General features: G+C 55.9%; 21 protein-coding genes. 14 read left to right on the forward strand and 7 right to left on the reverse strand.

Features of this window, described 5'->3' with window-relative positions:
* Positions 1-61: 61 nt before the first annotated feature.
* Positions 62-979: an Lrp/AsnC family transcriptional regulator gene (locus A3L12_RS04615; RefSeq protein WP_088882525.1), complete on the forward strand. Its 918-nt coding sequence runs from the start codon at positions 62-64 to the stop codon at positions 977-979.
* Here A3L12_RS04615 and A3L12_RS04620 read toward each other — a convergent pair.
* On the reverse strand, positions 958-1,902 hold the full coding sequence (locus A3L12_RS04620) for an SPASM domain-containing protein (protein WP_088882526.1): 945 nt from the start codon (positions 1,900-1,902) through the stop codon (positions 958-960). The two genes, A3L12_RS04615 and A3L12_RS04620, sit on opposite strands and share 22 nt — an antisense overlap.
* Before the next feature lie 94 nt (positions 1,903-1,996).
* Complete coding sequence (locus A3L12_RS04625) at positions 1,997-2,425, reverse strand: molybdenum cofactor biosynthesis protein MoaE (protein WP_088882527.1); 429 nt, start codon at positions 2,423-2,425, stop codon at positions 1,997-1,999.
* Positions 2,426-2,521: 96 nt separating this feature from the next.
* Between A3L12_RS04625 and A3L12_RS04630 the strand changes: the two genes are divergently transcribed.
* Complete coding sequence (locus A3L12_RS04630; protein ID WP_088882528.1) at positions 2,522-3,385, forward strand: hypothetical protein; 864 nt, start codon at positions 2,522-2,524, stop codon at positions 3,383-3,385.
* 4 nt (positions 3,386-3,389) lie between these two features.
* Here the strand turns inward: A3L12_RS04630 and A3L12_RS04635 are convergent, their stop codons facing one another.
* Positions 3,390-4,079, reverse strand: a complete 690-nt coding sequence (locus A3L12_RS04635) for a ThiF family adenylyltransferase (protein WP_088882529.1) — start codon at positions 4,077-4,079, stop codon at positions 3,390-3,392.
* A 2-nt stretch (positions 4,080-4,081) separates the two neighbouring features.
* Positions 4,082-4,345, reverse strand: coding sequence for a ubiquitin-like small modifier protein 1 (locus A3L12_RS04640; RefSeq protein ID WP_088882530.1), 264 nt, complete (start codon positions 4,343-4,345; stop codon positions 4,082-4,084).
* 247 nt (positions 4,346-4,592) lie between these two features.
* Between A3L12_RS04640 and A3L12_RS04645 the strand changes: the two genes are divergently transcribed.
* The 5 genes from A3L12_RS04645 to A3L12_RS04665 all read left to right on the forward strand — a co-directional run bounded on the left by A3L12_RS04645 (position 4,593) and on the right by A3L12_RS04665 (position 8,839).
* Positions 4,593-4,796, forward strand: a complete 204-nt coding sequence (locus tag A3L12_RS04645) for a hypothetical protein (RefSeq protein WP_157726698.1) — start codon at positions 4,593-4,595, stop codon at positions 4,794-4,796.
* Positions 4,797-4,891: 95 nt separating this feature from the next.
* Positions 4,892-6,340: a sodium:solute symporter gene (locus A3L12_RS04650; protein WP_232462915.1), complete on the forward strand. Its 1,449-nt coding sequence runs from the start codon at positions 4,892-4,894 to the stop codon at positions 6,338-6,340.
* A gap of 43 nt (positions 6,341-6,383) precedes the next feature.
* The gene (locus tag A3L12_RS04655; RefSeq protein WP_088882533.1) at positions 6,384-7,151 is read left to right on the forward strand and encodes a LamB/YcsF family protein; all 768 of its coding nucleotides are present in this window, start codon (positions 6,384-6,386) and stop codon (positions 7,149-7,151) included.
* A 4-nt stretch (positions 7,152-7,155) separates the two neighbouring features.
* A complete protein-coding gene (gene pxpB, locus A3L12_RS04660; RefSeq protein ID WP_088882534.1) occupies positions 7,156-7,851 on the forward strand; it encodes a 5-oxoprolinase subunit PxpB in 696 nt (231 codons plus the stop codon).
* Positions 7,844-8,839: a biotin-dependent carboxyltransferase family protein gene (locus A3L12_RS04665; protein WP_088883218.1), complete on the forward strand. Its 996-nt coding sequence runs from the start codon at positions 7,844-7,846 to the stop codon at positions 8,837-8,839. The genes pxpB and A3L12_RS04665 overlap by 8 nt, the downstream gene beginning before the upstream one ends.
* 2 nt (positions 8,840-8,841) lie before the next feature.
* Here the strand turns inward: A3L12_RS04665 and A3L12_RS04670 are convergent, their stop codons facing one another.
* Positions 8,842-9,348, reverse strand: a complete 507-nt coding sequence (locus tag A3L12_RS04670; RefSeq protein WP_088882535.1) for a CDP-2,3-bis-(O-geranylgeranyl)-sn-glycerol synthase — start codon at positions 9,346-9,348, stop codon at positions 8,842-8,844.
* Positions 9,349-9,381: 33 nt separating this feature from the next.
* Positions 9,382-9,909, reverse strand: coding sequence for a GbsR/MarR family transcriptional regulator (locus tag A3L12_RS04675; RefSeq protein WP_088882536.1), 528 nt, complete (start codon positions 9,907-9,909; stop codon positions 9,382-9,384).
* Between the two features lie 117 nt (positions 9,910-10,026).
* On the opposite strand from A3L12_RS04675, the gene A3L12_RS04680 reads away from it, so the two are divergent.
* The 7 genes from A3L12_RS04680 to A3L12_RS04710 are packed head-to-tail and all read left to right on the forward strand — an operon-like array spanning position 10,027 to position 19,222.
* The gene (locus tag A3L12_RS04680; protein ID WP_088882537.1) at positions 10,027-12,282 is read left to right on the forward strand and encodes a hydrophobe/amphiphile efflux-3 (HAE3) family transporter; all 2,256 of its coding nucleotides are present in this window, start codon (positions 10,027-10,029) and stop codon (positions 12,280-12,282) included.
* Entirely contained in the window at positions 12,279-14,648 is a 2,370-nt protein-coding gene (locus A3L12_RS04685; protein WP_088882538.1) for a COG1361 S-layer family protein, read from the forward strand. Before A3L12_RS04680 ends, A3L12_RS04685 begins: the two co-directional genes overlap by 4 nt.
* 46 nt (positions 14,649-14,694) lie before the next feature.
* A complete protein-coding gene (locus A3L12_RS04690) occupies positions 14,695-15,594 on the forward strand; it encodes an LEA type 2 family protein (RefSeq protein ID WP_088882539.1) in 900 nt (299 codons plus the stop codon).
* Positions 15,595-15,636: 42 nt separating this feature from the next.
* Positions 15,637-16,155 carry a DUF3201 domain-containing protein gene (locus A3L12_RS04695; protein ID WP_088882540.1) on the forward strand — a complete coding sequence of 173 codons (519 nt, stop codon included), beginning with the start codon at positions 15,637-15,639 and terminating at the stop codon, positions 16,153-16,155.
* Between the two features lie 10 nt (positions 16,156-16,165).
* On the forward strand, positions 16,166-17,317 hold the full coding sequence (locus A3L12_RS04700) for an RsmB/NOP family class I SAM-dependent RNA methyltransferase (protein ID WP_088882541.1): 1,152 nt from the start codon (positions 16,166-16,168) through the stop codon (positions 17,315-17,317).
* Positions 17,318-17,319: 2 nt separating this feature from the next.
* On the forward strand, positions 17,320-18,327 hold the full coding sequence (locus A3L12_RS04705) for a flippase-like domain-containing protein (protein WP_088882542.1): 1,008 nt from the start codon (positions 17,320-17,322) through the stop codon (positions 18,325-18,327).
* Positions 18,328-18,385: 58 nt separating this feature from the next.
* Positions 18,386-19,222: an NAD(+) kinase gene (locus tag A3L12_RS04710; RefSeq protein WP_088882543.1), complete on the forward strand. Its 837-nt coding sequence runs from the start codon at positions 18,386-18,388 to the stop codon at positions 19,220-19,222.
* Here the strand turns inward: A3L12_RS04710 and A3L12_RS04715 are convergent.
* The gene (locus A3L12_RS04715; RefSeq protein ID WP_088882544.1) at positions 19,219-20,196 is read right to left on the reverse strand and encodes a bifunctional N(6)-L-threonylcarbamoyladenine synthase/serine/threonine protein kinase; all 978 of its coding nucleotides are present in this window, start codon (positions 20,194-20,196) and stop codon (positions 19,219-19,221) included. The two genes, A3L12_RS04710 and A3L12_RS04715, sit on opposite strands and share 4 nt — an antisense overlap.
* Between the last annotated feature and the right edge of the window lie 45 nt (positions 20,197-20,241).

A 20,241-nucleotide genomic window follows, 5' to 3' on the forward strand; every position in this document is an offset into this window, starting at 1 on the left:
GGAAGGGTTTAATACCACGGGGGATATAACTTTTTCCGTCAGGGCCCAACGGTGAGGTGAGATGAGCGAACCACTCCCTGATGAGCTTGAATTTCTTGAGGAGATCCTGAACAGGCACCCGGTAGAGAGTCTGAAGCGGATAGCCGAGGAGGAGGGCATAAACTATTACAGGCTCAAGAGGTTGTACGACAGGTACTACGGGAAATACATCTCCGTCAATGCCTTTTACAATCCGAGGTTGATAGGCCTCCGAAGTTACCTCGCCTTTCTGAGCGTCCCCCCGGACAGGATACTTGAAACCGGATACAGGATGACCCGGAACCCCTTCGTTGGATACGTGAACCCTGCCTTCGGGTTCAAAAACGGGCTATCGGCCATACTCTACATACCCGACGATCAGAGGGGAGATATAGACGGGATGCTGTCAAAGTACTCTGACGACTACGAGTACCACGAGGTGAGGGGGTACCCCTACACCGGCGAAGACGACTTTGGAAGGTGGGATTTAAGCTACAAGTACGCGGTACTTATGGACATCCTGAAGGCGGACGCCCGAACGCCCCTGACAAGGATCGCAGAACGGCTGAAAAAAAGCCGCCCCACCGTGAAGTTTATGATAAAACGACTCGAGGAAATGGACATCCTGAGGGGTTTTGCGGCTGTAATAGAGAACAGCTTCCACGATAGGAGCGTGCTGGGAATAACGGAGAAGCTCGACGAATCCGTTATTGAGAGGTTCAAAGAGCACGAGGTGAGAATCGGCGTATTCCCGGGGGAGGGATACGTCATAGAATGGTTCTTCTCGTCAAAAGAAGATCTGGGGGCGAAGATACTGGAGTTCAGCAACTACGTGGATAAACTCGTGATCCAGTACTTTGACCCGACCTTCAAGGAGCTGAACGATAGAAACGGAACGACCAGATACTCGAGAATGGTAAAAAAAGACGGGAGCGGTTATCATTCCATCCTCGAATTTTGAAGGGCTACCGGGCAGTATTCGAGGCCGTCTATCTCGCCCGTAGCCTGATACTCCAGCGCCCTGCAGTCGTGGCAGATGTACCTGAACGGACAGGTGCTGCAGGCGGGTACCTTGTCCTTGGTCAGCCTCCAGAACCTTTTGAGTCTCTTTCTCCTCAGAACCTTCCCAAGCCCGACCTCTCTCAGGTCCCCAACCACGTAGTTCCTGAGGAGCGGACAGGGGAGCGCGTACCCGTCGGCGGTCACAGCGATGGTACCGGCCAAACAGTCGTTGTATTCACCCGTACTCGGGTTCAATATCCTCCTGAGTTCCAGAACGTTGAAGCCCAGCCTTCTGGCCGAACCCGGGAAGAGAACGTCAACGTAGACCTCCCCGGGGAAGGAGGTCCTGAGGCTCCTGAGCTCGTCCACCTCATGGGGCCTTGCCACTACGAGTCCCCCGTGGAGCCACCCGTGGGCCTCAAGCTTCCGGAAATTCTCCCTGCTGTACTCCAGCTCTGCGATGAAACGAACCCCTTCAACGGGGTTGACCATCTCAAGATCCTCGATCCTCACCACGGCGTAGACTTCTGGAATGCCCAGCTCGGAGGCGCGGGCGGCGATGGCAGTGAGGTACTCCACCCTGTCGTAGTTGGTGAGCCAGAGCTCTCTGCCCCCCAGCTGACCGAACTCCCGGATCAGATCCATGACCCGCTCGGGGCTGAGGGGTTCCCTCCTCAGGATAAAGGAATTGTTGCCTATGCACCCTATGGAACGGGGTATGCCCTCCACCTCGGAGAACCGGCCTTTTCCCGCGCCCAGCTGAAGTATCAGACGCTCAAGCTTACCTTTATGGGGGGTGTTACTCCATGGGGGCTTTCCCACAGAAACCACCTTTGGAACGTTCCCGAAATCGGTAACCGCATCGGTTACTGCCCTCTCCATAAACCCCACCGTAGAATAGACGGCGCCATCGTATATATACCTTTTCTATTCCGATTTTGCATACTATTGGAAGTAGTTTGCAAAAAACGAAAAGTCACTCCCCGGGAATCAGACGATCCCCCTCGATCCAGAAGGTCCCCTCGTCCGTAACCTCCTTCTTCCAGATGGGGACACGATGCTTCACCTCTTCCACGGCCCACATGCAGGCATCGAAGGCTTCCTTCCTGTGCCTTCCGCTCGCGATTATCAGCATGGTGTCCTGACCGACCTCAAGCTCCCCGTAACGGTGCCATATCAGAATATCGAGGATTGGAAAGCGCTTCAAAGCTTCCTCCCTGATCCTCTCCATCTCCCCAAGGGCCATCTCCGGATAGGCCTCGTAAACGAGCTTCTTCACCCTCCTGCCGCGGTTCTCGTTCCTCACCCTTCCGAGGAAGATGACGTAACCCCCGGCCTCAGGGACGGACAGGTAGCCGAGGGCCTCCCCGAGGTCGAAGGCTTCTTTTGTTATCCTGACCTTCATCCCGATCCCCGAATGAGGTAAGGCTCCGGGAATTAAAACCTTCGGGTTAAAGAAAAAGTTTAAGTGGTCCCGATGGAAGCCCCTCCGGTGAGATTCATGAGGAGGCACGCTCTAATCATCCTTCTGGTGGCGATCATAATCACCTCCGGCTGCCTCGGGGGTAAGGACACGACCGGCTCCAGCCCGGCTATCGAGGAGACGAAGGTCACCCCCTCAACCACCACAACGACCACAATGGAAACCACCACAACCCAGACCAGCTCTCCCCTTCAAAGGCCGGGAGAAACCCGGGAAAAGCTCCTTCAGGAAGTCTCGGGTATGGAACGCTACACCTACACCGCCAACACCACGATATCAATGATCGTCGTGGTTACGGAGGAGAACCTCTCCCAGAGGGACAACGTTACCCTTAGAATAATCGAGGAAGGTTACCTGGACCTCGAATCGGGAGATGCGTGGATAAACACGACAACGACGAGCGTCCCCGACGGAGCATCCACCAACACCTCAAGGATAGTGGTCGGCAACGTTACCTACCTTCTCACCCCGGCCGGATGGGTAAAGGAGGACCCCAACGCTTCCCGGCTCCTCTGGGAGTACAACATCGTGAGCCTCGCCCGGAGGTATCTGAAGAAGGAACCCGACGAAAGGGAAACCGGAGAAAGGCTGCTCCTTAGATACGTCCTCGGGGGGGACGAGATCGAACCCCTCGGGAGGGCCTACTTCGCAATGACACCCGACACGGAGGTAGAGGTAAGGGATGGCCTCCTCGAGCTTTACTTTGAGGGGGGCAAACTCGCGGGTGGCAGGATAAGCTTCCGGATAAGAACCGTGACCTCGATAAACGATCCAAACCTCGGGTCGATGACGATAACTCAGGACGGTTCATGGAGTCAAACCGTACGGATAACGTCGGTAAACGAAAGGAGAAAGGTCGAGGCGCCGGCCTCGTCCCCCTGATGTTCTACCCCAGCTCAACGACGTCAAAGCTGTTGTGGGCGAGGTCAACTATGAGGAGCCTGTTTAAGAGGGGCTCACCGATCCCGGTGAGCAGTTTTATCACCTCCATGGCCTGAATCGACCCGATGACCCCTGCTGTAGGGCCAAGTATCGGAAATTTGCCCTTTTTCTCCCTCACGTTCGGAAATATCCCGCGCAGGCTAAGAGTTTTCCCGGGAACGATCGTGGTGACCTGACCGAAGGTTCCCTCGACGGCCCCGTGAACGAGGGGTATGCCCGCTTCCTGAACGTAGTCATCCAGCAGGAACCTCGTCTCGAAGTTATCGAGGCAGTCAACGACGACGTCGACGCCGTTGAGCACGCGGTGGACGTTCTCCCGGGCTAATCTCCCGACGAAGGTCTCGATTTTAACGTCCGAATTGAACCTCTCAAGCTTCCATTTAGCAGACAGGGGCTTGGGATTCCTTCCCAGATCCTCCTCCCAGTGGAGTATCTGCCTGTTCAGGTTGCTCAGCTCGGGCTTCTGCTCATCGATCAGGAGTATCGTCCCGACGCCCGCGGCCGTGAGGTAGTAAGCCACGGGGCTCCCGAGACCGCCGACGCCGACAACGGCGACCTTTGAGCCGGCCAGCCTCTTCTGGCCCTCGACACCGAAGATCATGATCTGCCTGTCGTACCTCTCAAACCTTACCATTCTCAACCACCACTCACCGGCGGAAAGAGGGCCACCACGTCGCCCTCCTTCAAGACCTCGTCGAAGGAAGCGTACCTGCCGTTCCGCGAGACGTTCACATCGGCCAGATCATCCTCGCCAAAGACCTCCTCCCTCAACGCTGGATGTCTCTCCTTCAGCCTTTCCACCAGCTCCCGGACGGTCGTCCCATCTGGAACCTCGAGCTCTTCCTCACCCGTGCCGGTAAGGGAACGGAAACGGGCAAAGTAACGGACGCGGATCTTCACACCAACCACCACCCCGGAGTTCACCCAGGGATTAAAAAGGATTATCGGACGGGGGACAAAGGTTAAATCTTCCTCCTCCTACCACCTGCGGTGCCGGGGATGAAGGTCGATCTGAATAAAAAAACGCCTCTAAGCTCATAAACTAAAGCGAGAACTTCAACATTTGCTTCACCCCAGCTCCCCGGAGATTATGGGGGACGAAACCTTTATATGGACAAATGACAATCTCTCCAAGAGGTGTTCCAGAATGCCTCGCTTTATAAATGACAAAAACCTGGCAATTCTAACAGTAGTTCTATGGATATTCCCCTTTGCAGTGTATCTCTTCAACACACCAGAGCCGTCAGTTCTCCACATGAGCAAGCCCTTTGCTTATTCAGTGATATGGTGGATAATAGCCCTATCCCTCTTTACAGTATGGGCTTACTACGATCTCAGGGGTGGTGAATAATGGAAGCTTGGCAGATCGCCACCACAATCATCTTCTTCTACAGCTTGCTCGTGATAGGCATCGGAGTCTGGGCAGGGAAAATCATGAAGAAGTCTATGGAAGACTTTTACATTCTTGGCAGGAGAGGGAGTACAATCGTGACATTTCTCGCAACTGCCGCAACCTACCACAGCGCCTTTGCCTTCCTGACGAGCGTGGCGGTTTTTTCAACGGCAGGAGTTACTTTTTGGATAGCCGCATCTGCCTGGACAGTGCTAGCGGGAATATTCATGTACCTGGTCGGACCAAGGATATGGAAGATAGGAAAAGCAAGGGGGCACATGACACCCGCCGATATGCTGAGCGACTTTTATGATAGCAAAGCCCTCGGAGTGATAACCGCAACCGTCATGGCGCTTTTCATAATTGCATACATAGTAGTCCAGGCCGTTGGCCTTGGAATAATCCTCGATGTTGCAAGCCAGGGACATGTTCCCTACCAATGGGCATCACTGGTCCTTATACTCGTTGCAGCTACCTACCTGTTCCTCGGAGGACTCAGGGCAGCCTACTGGACAGACGTCCTTCAGGGGGTTTGGATGTACCTCGGAATCTTTGTGGCGGCCTTTGTGATAGTTGGCAAAATTGTACCCGGGGGCTTCACGGCCCTAATGGATTCCGTTAGGGCGGTCAATCCAAAACTTTTAACAATGAACTGGACATCCCAAAAGATGCTCGGTGCAATCCTCATATACGGCCCCGGTCTCATGCTCCTCCAGCAACTCTGGATTAAGTATTACATAGCCAAAGACGAAAAAATCCTAAAGACCTCCGCCGTTGGTACTGCGATTTACCTGAGCACCTACTACATTGCAGCAGCGTTGATAGGACTTTCGGCCGCTGTTGCCAACGTTAAAGGGATTCCGGGAGTCCTCAGTCCGGGATTCATATCAGCACTTAAAGCCCAATACGGAAGTGCAGACGCCGTTGCGGCGGTGATGATATACAAGCTCCTCAATCCAGTTCTGGCCGGATTCCTGCTTGCCGGGGCCGCAGCGGCAGCAATGTCAACCCTCGATTCGTTCCTGGGTTCAACTTCCATGATTCTGGTCAGAGATATCTATCAAAAGCACATCAAACCGGGAGCGAGCGAAGGCCATTACGTACTGGTCAGCAGGGCATTCATGATAATCTGGGCCCTTATAGGATGGTACTTTGCCCTTTTAAAGCCCGGCTTAATATTCAACATAGCCTCGATAGCCTGTGCCGGTGGACTGCAATTCCTGCCGCTTCTCCTTCCAGCAATCGTCCCAACCACAAAGAGGTACATAAACAGAAACGGTGCCATATGGGGATTGATAGTTGGAAGCTTCCTTGCAGCGTTCCTCTCACCGCAGATTGGAGGAAAGCTCGGCCTTCCAGTGCTTGAACACCCGGCGGTAGCGGGACTGGTGGCGGTGATAGTTAACACCATAGTCGCACTCCTGATTTCAGCAATCACAAAGGCAAGCGAAAGGGAGCTCAAGGTTATGGAAGAATACAAGGAAGTTCTTACGAAAGCTTAAATTTTTATTTTACCAATTACTAATTTTTACAGAGGGTGATCTGATGAAGGTCGATCTGAATTCCGATCTGGGTGAAAGCTTCGGAAGGTACAGGCTCGGCATGGATGAAGAAGTCATGAGGTACGTAACCTCGGCGAACGTTGCCTGTGGCTGGCACGCCGGGGATCCGCTGGTGATGAGGAGAACCGTAAGGCTCGCAAGGGAGATGAAGGTTGAAGTCGGGGCCCATCCCGGCTACCCCGATCTTCTCGGCTTCGGGAGGAGGTACATGGACCTAACGCGGGAGGAGGCGAGGAACTACGTTCTCTACCAGATAGGCGCCCTTTACGCCTTCGCAAAAGCCGAAGGTTTGACCCTGCAGCACGTTAAACCCCATGGGGCCCTTTACAACGCCCTTGCAAAGGATGAAGAGCTCGCGAGGGGCGTTCTTGAAGGAATAGCGGACTTCGAGAGGAAACTCATTTTCGTCGGGCTCTCAAACTCGAAACCCCTCGAGATAGCGGAGGAAATGGGATTGAGTGTTGCCCACGAGGTTTTTGCCGACAGGGCCTACAACCCCGACGGAACCCTCGTCTCAAGGCGCCTGAAGGGGGCGGTTATTCATGACAAAGAGGCCATAGCGGAAAGGGTGATCTCAATGGTTAAAGACGGGGGCGTTAAAGCCATCAACGGCGAGTGGGTGGATCTAAAAGCGGACACCGTCTGCGTCCACGGTGACAATCCAAAGGCCCTCGAGATAACTGCCCACGTAAGAAAACGCCTTGAGGAGGAAGGGGTGAAGGTTCTGCCCATGAAGGACTTCATACGGTGATCCCATGTTCCCCCTTTTCAAGCCGGCCGGGGATTCCGCGCTCGCGGTTATCTTCGGCGATGAAATAGACGAGGGGATAAACGAAAAGGTGCATGCCGTGGCCAGGGCAATGGAAAAGGCATCCCCGGAATGGCTGATCGAGGTAGTTCCCACCTACACGAGCCTCTACATCTACTACGATCCTTTGAGAATCTCCTATTCGGAAGTTGCCGGGGCTGTGGGACCTTTCCTGGGGACAAAGCCTGAGAAGGGTAAGAGAAGGGTTGTGAAGATTCCAGTAGCTTACGGCGGCGACTTCGGGCCGGATATAGGGTTCGTTGCGGAATACAACGGTCTAAGCGTCGATGAAGTTATTGAGATCCACTCGAAGCCCCTCTACAGGGTTTACATGCTCGGCTTCCTTCCGGGTTTTGCATACCTCGGGGGGATGGACGAGAGGATAGCCACACCAAGGCTGGAGAAACCGCGCTTAAAGGTTCCAGCAGGAAGCGTGGGGATAGCCGGGAAACAGACGGGATGGTACGCAATAGAGAGCCCCGGAGGGTGGAGGCTGATAGGAAGAACACCCCTGAAAACCTTCGACCCCCTGAAAACCCCGCCGAGCATCGTAACCCCCGGGGATTACGTTAAGTTCGTTCCCATAGGCGAAGAGGAATTCCGGGAGATCTATGAAGGGAACCGGGGGAAGGAGGATGATTGAACTCCTGAGCGTTCCATCCCTAACGACCGTTCAGGATTCCGGAAGGAGGGGCTATCAGAGGTTCGGGGTCCCCGTGGGAGGGGTGATGGACGAGGTAAGCGCGAGGCTGGCGAATTACCTGGTCGGAAACGACGATAAAGCCCCCCTGCTGGAGTTTGCTTTAAAGGGACCCACGCTGAGGTTCAACGCCTCGGCCGTCTTTGCTGTTGGTGGGGATGCTGAGGTAAGGCTGAACGGAGTTGAAATAAGCCCCTGGAGGAGTTACTGGGCAAAGAGGGGGGACGTTCTGGAGATAGGCATCTTAAAAAGCGGTTTTTATGGATACGTAGCTTTCGCCGGGGGAATAAAATGCGAGCCGATCCTCGGCAGCTGCTCCACCTATCTAAGGGCAAATTTTGGAAAGGCCCTGAAGGCCGGGGAGGGGCTGAAACTCGGGTATGCTATTCTCACGGGCAAAGCGGGAAAAGAACTCCCGGAGGAGTTCATACCTGTCTATGCGGAGGAGAGTGAGATAAGGGTCATTCCGGGCCCTCAGGAGGACCACTTTACCAAGAAGGGTATTGAAACCTTCCTGAATTCGACCTACGAGGTAACCCCCGAATCCGACAGGATGGGGTACCGTCTTGAGGGGCCCGAGATAGAGCACTCGGAAAAGGGAGCGGAGGTAATCACCGATGCCGTCCCTCCGGGAGCGGTTCAGGTCCCGAAGAACGGTAAACCAATAATAATGCTCGCCGACGGGCAGACGACCGGGGGCTATCCAAAGATCGGGGTTGTTGCGAGGGTTGATATACCAAAGGTTGCCCAGACGAGACCCGGCGGGAGGCTCAGGTTTAAAGCTGTAAGCGTGGAGGAAGCTCAAGAGAGATTGAGGAAGCGGGAAAAGATCATGGAGGCCATAAAGGGGTTTATCCGAGGTGAAATGAAGGCCTACAGGCTGAAGGTTGGGGAGCGGGTGGTGGCCTTTACAAAGGTGGAGAAGAGGTAAGCTCACCACGGCACGCTCTTCCATCCCATCCTGTAGGCGAGGTAGTTCGCCCCCCAGTGGACGAAGGGGGTCACCACGAGCAGGAAGAGGATCCCACCGCTGGGGAGGGTCTTAACCGGATAGGCAAAGACCATGGCGCTTATTACAAAGCCCAGCTGGTCGAGGCCCAAGGCGGGGGCACCCCGGGGCAGGTTCACACGCCTCTTGATAAAGCTCCCGATGAGGTCGCCCACAAGGGCACCGAGGGAGAGCAGGAAGGCGAGAAGGAGAGCTACCTTCAGGGTGCCGTAATAATCGGGAGTGATAACGTACTGAACCGCTCCGGTAAGGGTGCCCAGCGCGATCCCTCCGAAGAACCCCCTCCACGTCTTTCCATCACCAAGGAGTCTCCTGCCGTCCCGCCAGTTTCTGCCGCCGTCCATGGGTTCTCCACCGCCGACGAGAACCGGGGATGCGTTGGCAACGTAAGCCGGAAGGATGTACCATAGAGCCCACAGCACCGATGACACGATTTCACCCCGTTTGAGTGCTAACTTAGGGTTTTAAAGTCTGCCGCCTTCCTCCAGTCCGAAGCACTTCAAAAGCTTCTCGAGGACCTCCTCATCATCGTGCTCCATAAGGAACCTGACTATCCTCTCGATGAGCGCGTTCCTCCTCATGACCAGCTCAATGTCCCCCCTCATCGCCCGGGCTTCCTCGCTCCCGTCCCCCTCGAGTTCCCTGAGGGCCCGCTCGAAGTTCCTCCTCATCTGTTTGATGTCTTCAATTATGCTGGAGTAATAGGCCGCCTGCCGCCAGTCCCTCAGACCCTTTATTACCCTGTAATAGGCCTTCTTATCGCCGGGCTTCTTGATCCTCACGACCAGACCTATGCGCTCCATGGATTTGAGGGCGGTGCTCACGTGGGACAGGGAGTAACCCGTGGCTTCAGCGATCTCGCCCAGACTCATCGGCTCTCTGGCAAGGAAAAGAACGCCGTAGATGTAACCGTAGAGTTCTTTGAAGCCAAACCTCCTCGCCGTCCCTGCGAAATGCTCCATGAGTATTCTTCGGGCCTCTTCAACCCCCATCCCCGACACCCTGCTTTGTGCGATAACCCGGATAGGGTAACCTACGAAAGGTTTTTAAATTTTGTATATTTAAAACTTTCGGAAAATTCCGAAAGTTCAGAAAATGGGGGAGGGACCATGGACCCGCTGAAAGCGACGGCGAGGATCATCGTGAGGTACAGGGTTGCCTTCGTGCTGGTGGCGATCTTCCTTCTGGTACTCTCGGGTTACGGGATCCAGAAGCTCCGCTTTGAGAGCGACATTAACAGCATGCTTCCCGAAAACCACCCGGCGATAAACGACTACAAAACCTTCCAGAACGAGTTCCAGGGTGGCGACAGCGTGCTGATAATGGTGAAGGTGGATTCCATAAGGCCGGGCGGGGTCTACGACATCCGCGATCCCGAGGTCATAAAGTCGATCTACGAACTCGAGCAGAGGCTCGAAAAGAGGGAGTACGTAACCGGCACCGTGAGCATCGCGGACCTCTACGTGAACGTCCTTGGGAGACTTCCGGACAGCGAAGAGGAGGTGAAGTTCGTTCTCGAGATGATCCCGCCGGAGGAGAGGTACTCACTGGTGAGCCGGGATTACACGAGCACGATAATGGTAGTAACGCTGAGCAGGGAGAAGAACAGTGAAACCCTAAAAAAGGTCTACGAGGGAATAGAAGAGGATATAGAAAGCGTCAGGTTCCCTCAGAACGTCGAGGTTGTCCAGACCGGAAGCATTGGCATAACGTACCGCATACTCCAGCTACTCCAGAGTGACCTCAACAGAACCATCGCGATAGCCTTCATCCTCATCGTGGCGCTCCTCGTGTACTTCTACCGCTCCCCCGTAAAGGCCGCCATCCCCCTCATCCCGCTCGTTTTCGGAGTGGTTATGACGCTCGGCTTCATGGGGCTGATGGGGATACCCCTCGACATGGCAACGACAACCGTGGGGGCCATGATGATAGGGATGGGCATAGACTACGGTATCCACGTGACCAACCGCTATTACGAGGAGAGAAGGCGCGGAAGAAGCATAGAGGAGGCCTCCGAGGAGGCGGTGGCTGAGACCGGAAAGGCCCTGCTCGGGGCGGCCCTCACGACCATAGCCGGTTTTGCCGCAATTTACCTCTCGAGCCTCCCGATACTTCACCACCTCGCAACCGCCCTGATTCTGGGCCTGAGCCTCTCCGCCGTCAACGCCGTGGTCATAACCCCGGCCATCATAATCCTCGAGGAAGACGTGACCAAACGCCTAAAGGGCCACTACAGCGTTCCGGAGGTTCGCTCGCAGTCGGGGTTCGTGGGTAAGGCCTTCCACAACCTCGGTGAGGCCATAAGGAAGAGACCGACGGGTTTCCTTGGGGTCGTTCTCATCCTGACCCTCATCTTCGCCTACGGGACAACTCTGGTGACGACGGAGGTGAGACTCGAAAAGCTCGCCCCCAAGGGGGTGCCCGAGATAGAGGCCATAGGGGAAATAACGAACACCTTCGGCGGACAGGACGAGCTTTACATAATGGTCAGGGGGGAGGACGTCAGGGACCCTGGGGTGATAAGGGGGATATACCGCTTCGAAAACGAGTTGAAGGCCGATTCTTACTACAACGGCATTACAGAAACCGAGAGCATCGCCGATGAGGTTTATGACAGGTACGGCTACCTACCCGCCGATAGGGAGAAGATAAACGAAGCCCTCGAGGGGAGCAACCTCATCTCAAGGGATTACTCAACCACTTACATCACCCTCAAGGGGAGCTTCGGTGGGTCTCCGGACGAATTCAGGAGGATCATGAGGTACTTTGAGGAGGAAACGGAGAGGGCCGAAAAGACCGAGTTTCCGCCGGGAGTTGAGCTCTCCCTTACGGGGGACACCTACCTTAACTACGTCCTCGACGGGCTCACAAGCAACGAGATAAACAGAATCTCAACTTACGGAACGGTCTTTGTGGTGCTTATAGTCCTTCTTCTATTCAGAAGGCCGAAGGTCTCGGTGGCGATGATAACCCCAATGTTCCTCGGTGCCCTCTGGACGATCGGATTTATGGGCCTCGCGGGGATTCCCTTTACTCAGACGCTGGCGGGGGTTATATCGATGATAGTGGGTCTGGGAGTTGACTACGGTATGCACCTGACCCACCGCTTCCTCGAAGAGATGAGGGAGGGCAACCCGAGGGCGATGGTTACCTCCGTGGAGACCGTGGGGCCCGGCATACTGGCGGGAGCTTTGACGACGGCCGGAGGTTTTCTTGCCCTGCTCTCGGGCGAACTGCCCCCGATACACGACTTCGGAAAGACGCTGGCCTTTGGAATATTCGCGTCAATGTTTGCCGCGTACCTCGTAACCCCAGCGTTACTGCAGATTTTTTACGGAAGGAAAAATGGAGGTGAGGATGAATGAAGAAGATCGGACTCATCGTGGCCATGATGGTAACCTTTGCGTTGTTCCCGGGAGGCGTGAGTGCCTCAACGGGAAGTCCGCTCTTTGAAGGCTACCTGACAAAGGGCGAGGCCGTTCTCGTGGGCCCGCTCATAGTTACCCTCGCGGACACCCAAAAGGACTACGGTAACGGCGAGTACTACGCCTTCCTCATCGTAATGAAGGATGGAAGGATCCTTAACGCGGAGTACAAAACGATACTCGTCCCGGATCCGAACAAAATAAACCGCCTTCTCATGAACCCGGATTTCCTCATAGCCATGGCCGAGACGCAGGGTTACGACGCCAGTCAGTGCGAGCAGTACGTTAACAACAGCGCCGCCTTTACCTCCTGCCTCGTGGGAACCGCCGCCGGATTCTACCAGTGGCTGAACTCCGCATCACCTTTGGAGCTGGCGGATGCGATTATGGAAACCATCGAGGAGCACCCGGAACTGGGGATAAGTAAGGAAGACGTGCTGATGGAGGTAACGTATCCGGATGTAACTCCCGTAAGGGAGGGAGAAACCGTCGAGGTAAACGTGGACAACCAGACGGTTTACGTTACGGCAAACGAGATCTATCCCAACGGCGCCAGAGTGAGCATAAGCGGACCCCCCGAGTGGAGGGCCGCGACCCTGCCCGGGATGATAACCTCAAGCGTCGAGATGCCGGAAGTCGTTCACCCCGGAGATACGGTCACCGTTAAAGTCCACCTCAGAAACGTGGGTGCACGTGAGGTGCGGTACGTAAACGTCTTCCTGAGCCCCACGCCGGTGAGCTTCAACGAGAGCTCCTCGATAGCGAGTGCGCTTTCGATGGCCCTGAGCGGAAGCGGGATGGCCCAGAGTGTCTTCTATCCCGAGGGGAGTTCCATGAAGTACATCGAGTACCTCGAGGGGAAGGAGAACGCCACCCTGACCTTCAGGATAAAGATAAACCCCAACGCTGACGTCGGAACGTACCCGCTCTACGTCGGCGTCGTTTACTCAACCGGCCTCGGGTCCAGCATGAGGATGATGCAGGGCTACAACTTCGTGGCGCTCAACGTGGAAAAGCTCAGGGAAGGCTTCGTGGAGATAAAGAAGGTCGAGACCTCCCCGGAGGAGATAAGCCCGGGGGATTCCTTCACGGTAAGGTTCACCCTCGAGAACACCGGAGCCGAGAAGGTCAGAGCGCTCAGTCTGAAGATAAACTCCTATCAGGTCCCGGTGCAGGGGGAGATAAAGAAGGTCGATACCTCCGCTCTGGGCCAGCTTCCCATTCAGGGGAGCCAGCAGCTGAGCCAGAACCTTCAGGATGCCCTGAACCAGATAATGACCCAGCTCGCCAAACAGAACGTTGATGCCTTCCTTCCGATCGGGGAGGACAACGTGAAGTACGTGGCGGAGCTCGAGCCCGGGGAAGAAGTTACCCTCGAGTTCAGGGTCAGGGCCAACGACAGGCTCGAGAACGGCATCTACCCCCTCAGGATAGAGCTAAGCTACCTCACGGAGCCGAACGGAAAGGAGATAACTGACGAGAGGCTCGTTGGAATAGACGTTACGGGGAGGGCAAGGCTGATAATCTCAAAGGTTTCCACCTCACCGGGCAGGATAATCCCGGGAACGGACAACGTGGAGATTGATTTCCAGCTGAACAACGTCGGGACCGGAACTGCCAGGGAAGTGGTGGTCAGACCCCTGCCGAAGTGGCCCTTCTCACTCAGCGACAGCGGCCAGCAGGTCATAGGAGTGGGAAGTCTGGGAAAGGGGGACTCGGCGAGTGCCTCCTTCAAGGTCAACGTGGCCGGGAACGCCAGTTCCGGAACCTACAGCCTGCCCCTGCTCGTGAGCTACACAAACGACCTCGGGATGGAGAAGAACGTTACCCTTGAAATCCCCGTGGTGATTGGCTCGAAGCCGAATGTGGAGATCGTCGCCGTCCGCTTCGATCCCGAGCCCCTTCAGGGGGAGAGCACGCACGTGTACATAAAGCTGAAGAACACCGGCGGCGAGAAGGCCACGAGCGTGGTTATCGAGGGTGTCGTAAAGGCCGACCAGCCCTTCACTCTGGACAAGAGAACCGACTACGTGGGCAATCTGGAGCCCGGTCAGACCGGTGAGGGGGTGCTGATCCTCAGCATCGAGGACGATGCGATACCCAAGGATTACAACCTCCAGCTGCGCATAAGGGCGGTTGGGGATCCGGAGGAAGGAGACGACAACGTTTACGTCTTCGAAAAAACGATAAGCGTGAGCGTAAAGGAGAACACGAAAACACAAACCAACCTCAGGAACCTCGCCATCGTGGTCGGGGTGCTGGCGGTGGTTGCGGTGATTTACACCTACAGGAGGACAAGGAGGTGAAGGAAAAAGTTAAAGCCAGCCCCGGGGAAGTAGAACGGTGGGAAGGATGAAGTGGGGCCACCTCATACTCGGTCTGGTGCTGATACTCCTAATCTGGACGGCCTACGTGGCGTACGCCCTCGCAACCGCCAGTCCCGAGATTCGCGCGAGCTGGGGCTACGTGGACGAAAAGACCACGGAGATATGGGTGGAGGGAAAGCTGAGCAAACCCCTCCTGATCCCCTTAAAGGTGGAGAACCTGAGCCTGAGCTTCATGGGGATTGAGGTCGCGAGGGGTGCAAGGTTCGACTACGGGGCCACGAAACGCGGGGTGGGCATGGTCCTCGTGATGGACAACGAAAAGCTCGTCCGCTCCCTCGTGGCCTACCTGAAAAACGATCAGACGGGGGAGGCCAGAATCCACCTGAAGGGAAGCCTCCTCTGGGCAGTGCCCCTGAACCTCAACGTGAAGCAAACCGTCCACGAGGACATCCTCTCCAAGCTCAACTTCACGGTGGAGAGCAGGGAAGTGGCGGGAGGTCTGGTCAAAAGCCCAGCACTCGTGGGGACGACCTTCGAGTGGGCGGGAGAGCGGGACGGAAAGGCCATTCTGATGGCCCACCTTAAACTCCACAACCCCAACGGCTTCCCCGTTCCTGTGGGGAACGCGAGCTTCGAGGTTTACGCCAACGGCGTGAAGGTCATGGAAGGAAAAACCCTGAAGACGGTGGTGATCCCGGCGAAGGGCTACGCCACCCTGAACGTGGAGGTGTACATTGACGAGAACGCCCTTCCGGGAGTATGGGCCACCCACGTGAAGAACGGCGAGGTCAGCATGGTTAAGGGCGACCTCTACTTGGACGCGACCCTCCTCGGGGTTAACTACAGGATCAAACTGGTGAGCTACGAAAGGAAGGTGGAGACTAACATCCTCGGGACGATCAACGAGATGCTTGAGTCCGGATGAAGGTTTTTAAACCTGTTCCATTTTCTATTTCCGGTGAAAGGGATGAAGGCAAGGGAGATCCACGAGTTTCTTAACCGCATGTGGGAAGACATCCTCAGGCTTAACGAAGAGCTCAGGTCCGAACTCTCTGAGAAAGGCTTCAAAGTGGAGGACGTTGAGGAGGTCTTTGGAGCGTACATATTCCTCGACGGCGAGTGGAAGGTTATGAAATACCCCCATCCGGCCTTCGAGATAAAGCCTCAGATGGAGGCCGGGGCAACGCCGGAGAGCTATTACCTCGTGGTTGCGGTGCCGAGGGAGAGGATAAACGAGAACTTCACCGGAGCGTTCATCGAGATCTTCCCGAGGAGCTTCATCTACGGCAGCGACGATTTTCTCAACGACGTTTACAACTGGAGACGCGACGGGAGGGTCTCCCCCGTGGAAGTACTCGGAAGGATAGAGGAGAGCGATGAGAGAGTCTTCCAGTTCGAGGCCAACTTCGGAAGCGTTGAAGCTTTGAAGAGGGGGATCCTGAGGACGATAGACCTCGGAAAGCGCTTTGGGATATTCGATCTCTGAGGTTGTTACCATGGACTACAGGGAGGCCTTTCCGGAGAAGCTCAGGGATTACTACCGAAGGCTCTTCGGAGACGAAGCGGAGGAGATAATGGCATCCCTCAGAACGCCCGTGGAGAAGTACTACATCAGGGTGAACACGCTCAAGACGAGCCGTTCGAAGCTGATGGGGATTCTGAGAAAGGAGGGACTCAGGCCGAAGAGGAGCCCCTACCTGAAGGAGGGGATATACTTCGAGCGCGAGGGCCCGAACTTTCCCGATGACTTCGAACCCGAACTGCCGGTGGTGAGGGCCAACAAGTTCGCGAGCGAGAGCGTCTATCAGGGGGCCATGCTCTACGCTCCGGGCGTTCTGCAGGCCGACAGGAAAATAAAACCGGGTGACGAGGTCGAGATCCGCGATCCAAGGGGCCTTCTGGTTGGTATCGGCATCGCAAGGATGAGCGCAAAGGAGATGATCCTCTCAAAGAGGGGTCTAGCTGTCAAGGTCACGCTCCCCAAGTTCAGGCTCCCGAGTCTCAGCGAGCTGGAGAGCTTTAGGGAGGGTCTCTTCTACGCCCAGAGCCTGCCGTCGATGGTGGTGGCCCATATCCTCGAGCCCGGGGAGGGGGAGGTTATAGTGGACATGGCCGCGGCCCCCGGCGGGAAAACGTCCCACATTGCCCAGCTCATGGAGAACAGGGGAGAGATAATAGCGATAGACAAGTCGAAAAACAGGCTCAGGAAAATGGAGGAGGAGCTTGGAAGACTCGGGGTGAAGAACGTTAAGCCGGTCCTCATGGACTCCCGGAAGCTTCCCGAACTTGGAATAAAGGCAGATAAGATACTCCTCGATGCACCCTGCACCGCCCTTGGGATAAGGCCCAAACTCTGGGAAACGAGGAAGCCGAAGGACATAAACGCAACGGCACGCTACCAGAGGCAGTTCATCGACTCCGCCATAAAGTCCCTCAGAAAGGGGGGCGTTCTCGTTTACTCCACCTGCACGCTGAGCTACGAGGAGAACGAGGCCAACGTGAGGTACATGCTCGAAAAAGGTTTAAAACTCGAGGAGCAGAGCGTGTTCATAGGCTCCGGGGGCATAGGGATGGAGGGGGTTCAGAGGTTCTACCCCAACAGACACCTCACTCAGGGCTTCTTCATCGCCCGCCTGAGGAGGGTATAATCATGGGCTGGAAGAAATACCTCCTGTCGGGCTTCGGTTTAATCGTGATCCTGCTTCTCCTGTGGTGGGCCGGGATAGGAAGCGTGGTGGAGATACTGAAGACATCGCGGCTCGATTACTTCCTCCTGGCGGTTCTGGCATACCTTCTGGGACTCATAGCGTGGGCCCTCAGGTGGCACGTCCTGATAAGGACACTCGGGATAAGGGCCTCACCGTGGACGATAATAGAGATCCTCATGAGCGGCGTCTTCGTGAACAACATCACCCCCGGAATGCGGGGCGGTGGCGAGGCCCTGAGGGTGTACTACCTCTCCAAGAAAACCGGTGAGCCCTACGCCAACGTCTTCGCGACCGTGATGATGGACAGGATAATGGACGTCGTTCCCATTGTGATAATGCTCCTCCTGGCGACGGTTCACACCTACAGGCTCGGTTCCCGGAGCCTAACGCTGACCATCCTGCTCATGGATTTCATCTTCTTCTCCCTGCTGATGGCCACCCTTGGGGTCTCCCTCAGCGAGAGTAGAACCCGGAGGGTTCTCCACTGGATCTATCGCCTGTTTGTGAGGGTAGTCCCCAAGAAAGCATCGAAGTACGAGGCGAAGTTCCTGAAGATGGTGGACGTGGACGTCCCGGCGTTCCAGCGGAACTTCAGGTTTCTCCTGAAACACCGCAGGGCCTTTCTAATTTCCCTCCTCTACTCCTTTGTCTCGTGGTTCTTCGTGCTCCTGCGCTCCTACTTCATCTTCATGAGCATAAAACATCCCGTGGGGCTTCCCGATGTGATGGTGGTCCAGATGATAGGAACCGTGATCGGAATGCTGTCGGTCGTACCCGGCGGGGCGGGGCTCGTGGAAACGGTGAATTCCACGGCCTACATACTCATCGGCATAGAAAGGGAGGTGGCGGTAACAGCGACCCTTCTGGAAAGGCTCGTATCCTACTGGGCCCCCACGGCGATAGGAGCGATCGTTACGGCCCGCTTCAGCGTGAAGATAAAGAGAGGATGAGGGAAAGGTATAAATTCACCTTTCGGTATCTCCCAGTTAAAGTCCGGAGAGGAAGGGTATGAGGTTTGGAATAGTCGCCCGAAGGGACAGGGAAGCGGCGTTGAAGCTGGCCTACCGCGTCTACGACTTCCTCCGGGTCAGCGGGTACGATGTCATCGTGGACAGGGAGACCTACGAGCACCTCCCGGAGTTCAACGAGGGGGACGTAATCCCGCTCGAAGACTTCGACGTGGATTTCATAATCGCCATCGGGGGAGATGGCACCATACTGAGGATCGAGCACAGAACCAGGAGGGAGATACCCATCCTCGGGGTCAACATGGGCACCCTCGGGTTCCTCACGGAGGTGGAGCCCCACGAGGCTTTCTTCGCCATCAGCAGGCTTCTTAATGGGGAATACCACATCGACGAACGCATAAAGCTGAGGACCTACCTGAACGGTGAGAACACGGTTCCAGACTCCCTCAACGAGGTTGCCATCCTGACCGGGACCCCCGGGAAGATAATCAACCTCAAGTACTACGTGGACGGCGGACTGGCGGATGAGATAAGGGCCGACGGCCTGATAGTTTCCACTCCAACCGGTTCAACGGGCTACGCCATGAGCGCGGGCGGGCCCTTCGTGGACCCGAGGCTGGACGTGGCGGTGATAGCTCCTTTAGCGCCGATAGCCCTCAGCTCGCGGCCAATGGTGGTGCCGGCTCACAGCACGATAGAGGTCAGGAACCTCACCGTAACCCGGAACGTCATACTCTCAGTTGACGGCCAGTTTTACACCCACCTCGAACCTGAAACGGAGATAAGGATAAAGCTCTCACCCAGAAAGGCAAAGTTCGTGCGCTTCAGCAACGAGGTTTACCCGAAGTACGCCCTGAAGATAAAGAAGAAGTTTTAGCCCCAGGTTACCTCAACCTCATCCGTTCTGAACTTCTGCCTTACCCTCGTATCCTCGATCCTGAAGCGAACGCCACCGAGGTACATCCTCAGGCCGGTGTAGGCTATCATGGCCCCGTTGTCCCTGCAGAGATCGTAGGGCGGAACGAAGAAGTCCACCCCCCTGTCCTCCGCCATTATGGAGAGCATCTCCCTAAGGCGGTTGTTGGCGGCTACGCCACCCACCAGCACCACCTCATCCTTGCCGGTGTGGGCAAGGGCCCTTTCGGTCACCTCGACGAGGGCCGCAAAGGCCGTCTCCTGGAAGGAGTAGGCGAGGTCCTCAACCCGGTACCTTCCGCTTCTGTACTTCCTGACGGCTTCCGTTAGTATTCCCGAAAAGCTCAGGTCCATGCCCTTTACGGCATAGGGAAGTTCTATGTATTTTTTTCCCTCTCTTGCGAGCTTCTCTATCCTAGGACCACCGGGAAAGCCTATGCCGAGCTCCCTTGCAAAGGTATCTATGGCGTTTCCTATGCCGATGTCAAGGGTCTCCCCGAAGACGCGGTAGCGTCCGCCCTCGAGGGCCAGAACCTGGGTGTTCCCCCCGCTAACGTAGAGCCCGACGGGATCCCTCACGCCGAACATCTTGGTTATCTCGACGTGGGCTATGCAGTGGTTCACCCCGACTATGGGCTTCCGGTACTTTATCGAGAGGGCCCTTGCGGCCGTTGCAACCACCCTCAACGCGGGCCCCAGACCCGGCCCCTGCGAAAAGGCTATCAGATCGACATCCTTCATTCCGATACCCGAGGTCTCCAGGGCCTTTTTAAGGAGGGGTCTCATAAGCCTCGCGTGGTGTTCGGCCGCTTCCTTGGGGTGTATGCCACCCCTATCGGTCGTCAGGGTGTGGAAGACGTTGGCAAGGACCCTGTCCTCAGTAACCACACCGACCCCCAGCGTGTGTGCGGTACCCTCTATCCCTAAGGCGATCATCAGAGGGAAATACCGGGAGGGGCTTAAAAGATTTTTTAAACCGGA

It is taken from the genome of Thermococcus sp. P6, from assembly GCF_002214525.1.
GTDB lineage: Archaea > Methanobacteriota_B > Thermococci > Thermococcales > Thermococcaceae > Thermococcus.

Coding starts and splice junctions, on each gene's coding strand:
- pxpB (WP_088882534.1), top strand. CDS start 7,156: ATGTTCCCCCTTTTCAAGCCGGCCGGGGATTCCGCGCTCGCGGTTATC.
- A3L12_RS04645 (WP_157726698.1), top strand. CDS start 4,593: ATGCCTCGCTTTATAAATGACAAAAACCTGGCAATTCTAACAGTAGTT.
- A3L12_RS04685 (WP_088882538.1), top strand. CDS start 12,279: ATGAAGAAGATCGGACTCATCGTGGCCATGATGGTAACCTTTGCGTTG.
- A3L12_RS04650 (WP_232462915.1), top strand. CDS start 4,892: ATGGAAGACTTTTACATTCTTGGCAGGAGAGGGAGTACAATCGTGACA.
- A3L12_RS04620 (WP_088882526.1), bottom strand. CDS start 1,902: ATGGAGAGGGCAGTAACCGATGCGGTTACCGATTTCGGGAACGTTCCA.
- A3L12_RS04695 (WP_088882540.1), top strand. CDS start 15,637: ATGAAGGCAAGGGAGATCCACGAGTTTCTTAACCGCATGTGGGAAGAC.
- A3L12_RS04715 (WP_088882544.1), bottom strand. CDS start 20,196: ATGATCGCCTTAGGGATAGAGGGTACCGCACACACGCTGGGGGTCGGT.
- A3L12_RS04665 (WP_088883218.1), top strand. CDS start 7,844: ATGATTGAACTCCTGAGCGTTCCATCCCTAACGACCGTTCAGGATTCC.
- A3L12_RS04635 (WP_088882529.1), bottom strand. CDS start 4,079: ATGGTAAGGTTTGAGAGGTACGACAGGCAGATCATGATCTTCGGTGTC.
- A3L12_RS04615 (WP_088882525.1), top strand. CDS start 62: ATGAGCGAACCACTCCCTGATGAGCTTGAATTTCTTGAGGAGATCCTG.
- A3L12_RS04705 (WP_088882542.1), top strand. CDS start 17,320: ATGGGCTGGAAGAAATACCTCCTGTCGGGCTTCGGTTTAATCGTGATC.
- A3L12_RS04710 (WP_088882543.1), top strand. CDS start 18,386: ATGAGGTTTGGAATAGTCGCCCGAAGGGACAGGGAAGCGGCGTTGAAG.
- A3L12_RS04655 (WP_088882533.1), top strand. CDS start 6,384: ATGAAGGTCGATCTGAATTCCGATCTGGGTGAAAGCTTCGGAAGGTAC.
- A3L12_RS04700 (WP_088882541.1), top strand. CDS start 16,166: ATGGACTACAGGGAGGCCTTTCCGGAGAAGCTCAGGGATTACTACCGA.
- A3L12_RS04625 (WP_088882527.1), bottom strand. CDS start 2,425: ATGAAGGTCAGGATAACAAAAGAAGCCTTCGACCTCGGGGAGGCCCTC.
- A3L12_RS04680 (WP_088882537.1), top strand. CDS start 10,027: ATGGACCCGCTGAAAGCGACGGCGAGGATCATCGTGAGGTACAGGGTT.
- A3L12_RS04675 (WP_088882536.1), bottom strand. CDS start 9,909: ATGGGGGTTGAAGAGGCCCGAAGAATACTCATGGAGCATTTCGCAGGG.
- A3L12_RS04690 (WP_088882539.1), top strand. CDS start 14,695: ATGAAGTGGGGCCACCTCATACTCGGTCTGGTGCTGATACTCCTAATC.
- A3L12_RS04630 (WP_088882528.1), top strand. CDS start 2,522: ATGAGGAGGCACGCTCTAATCATCCTTCTGGTGGCGATCATAATCACC.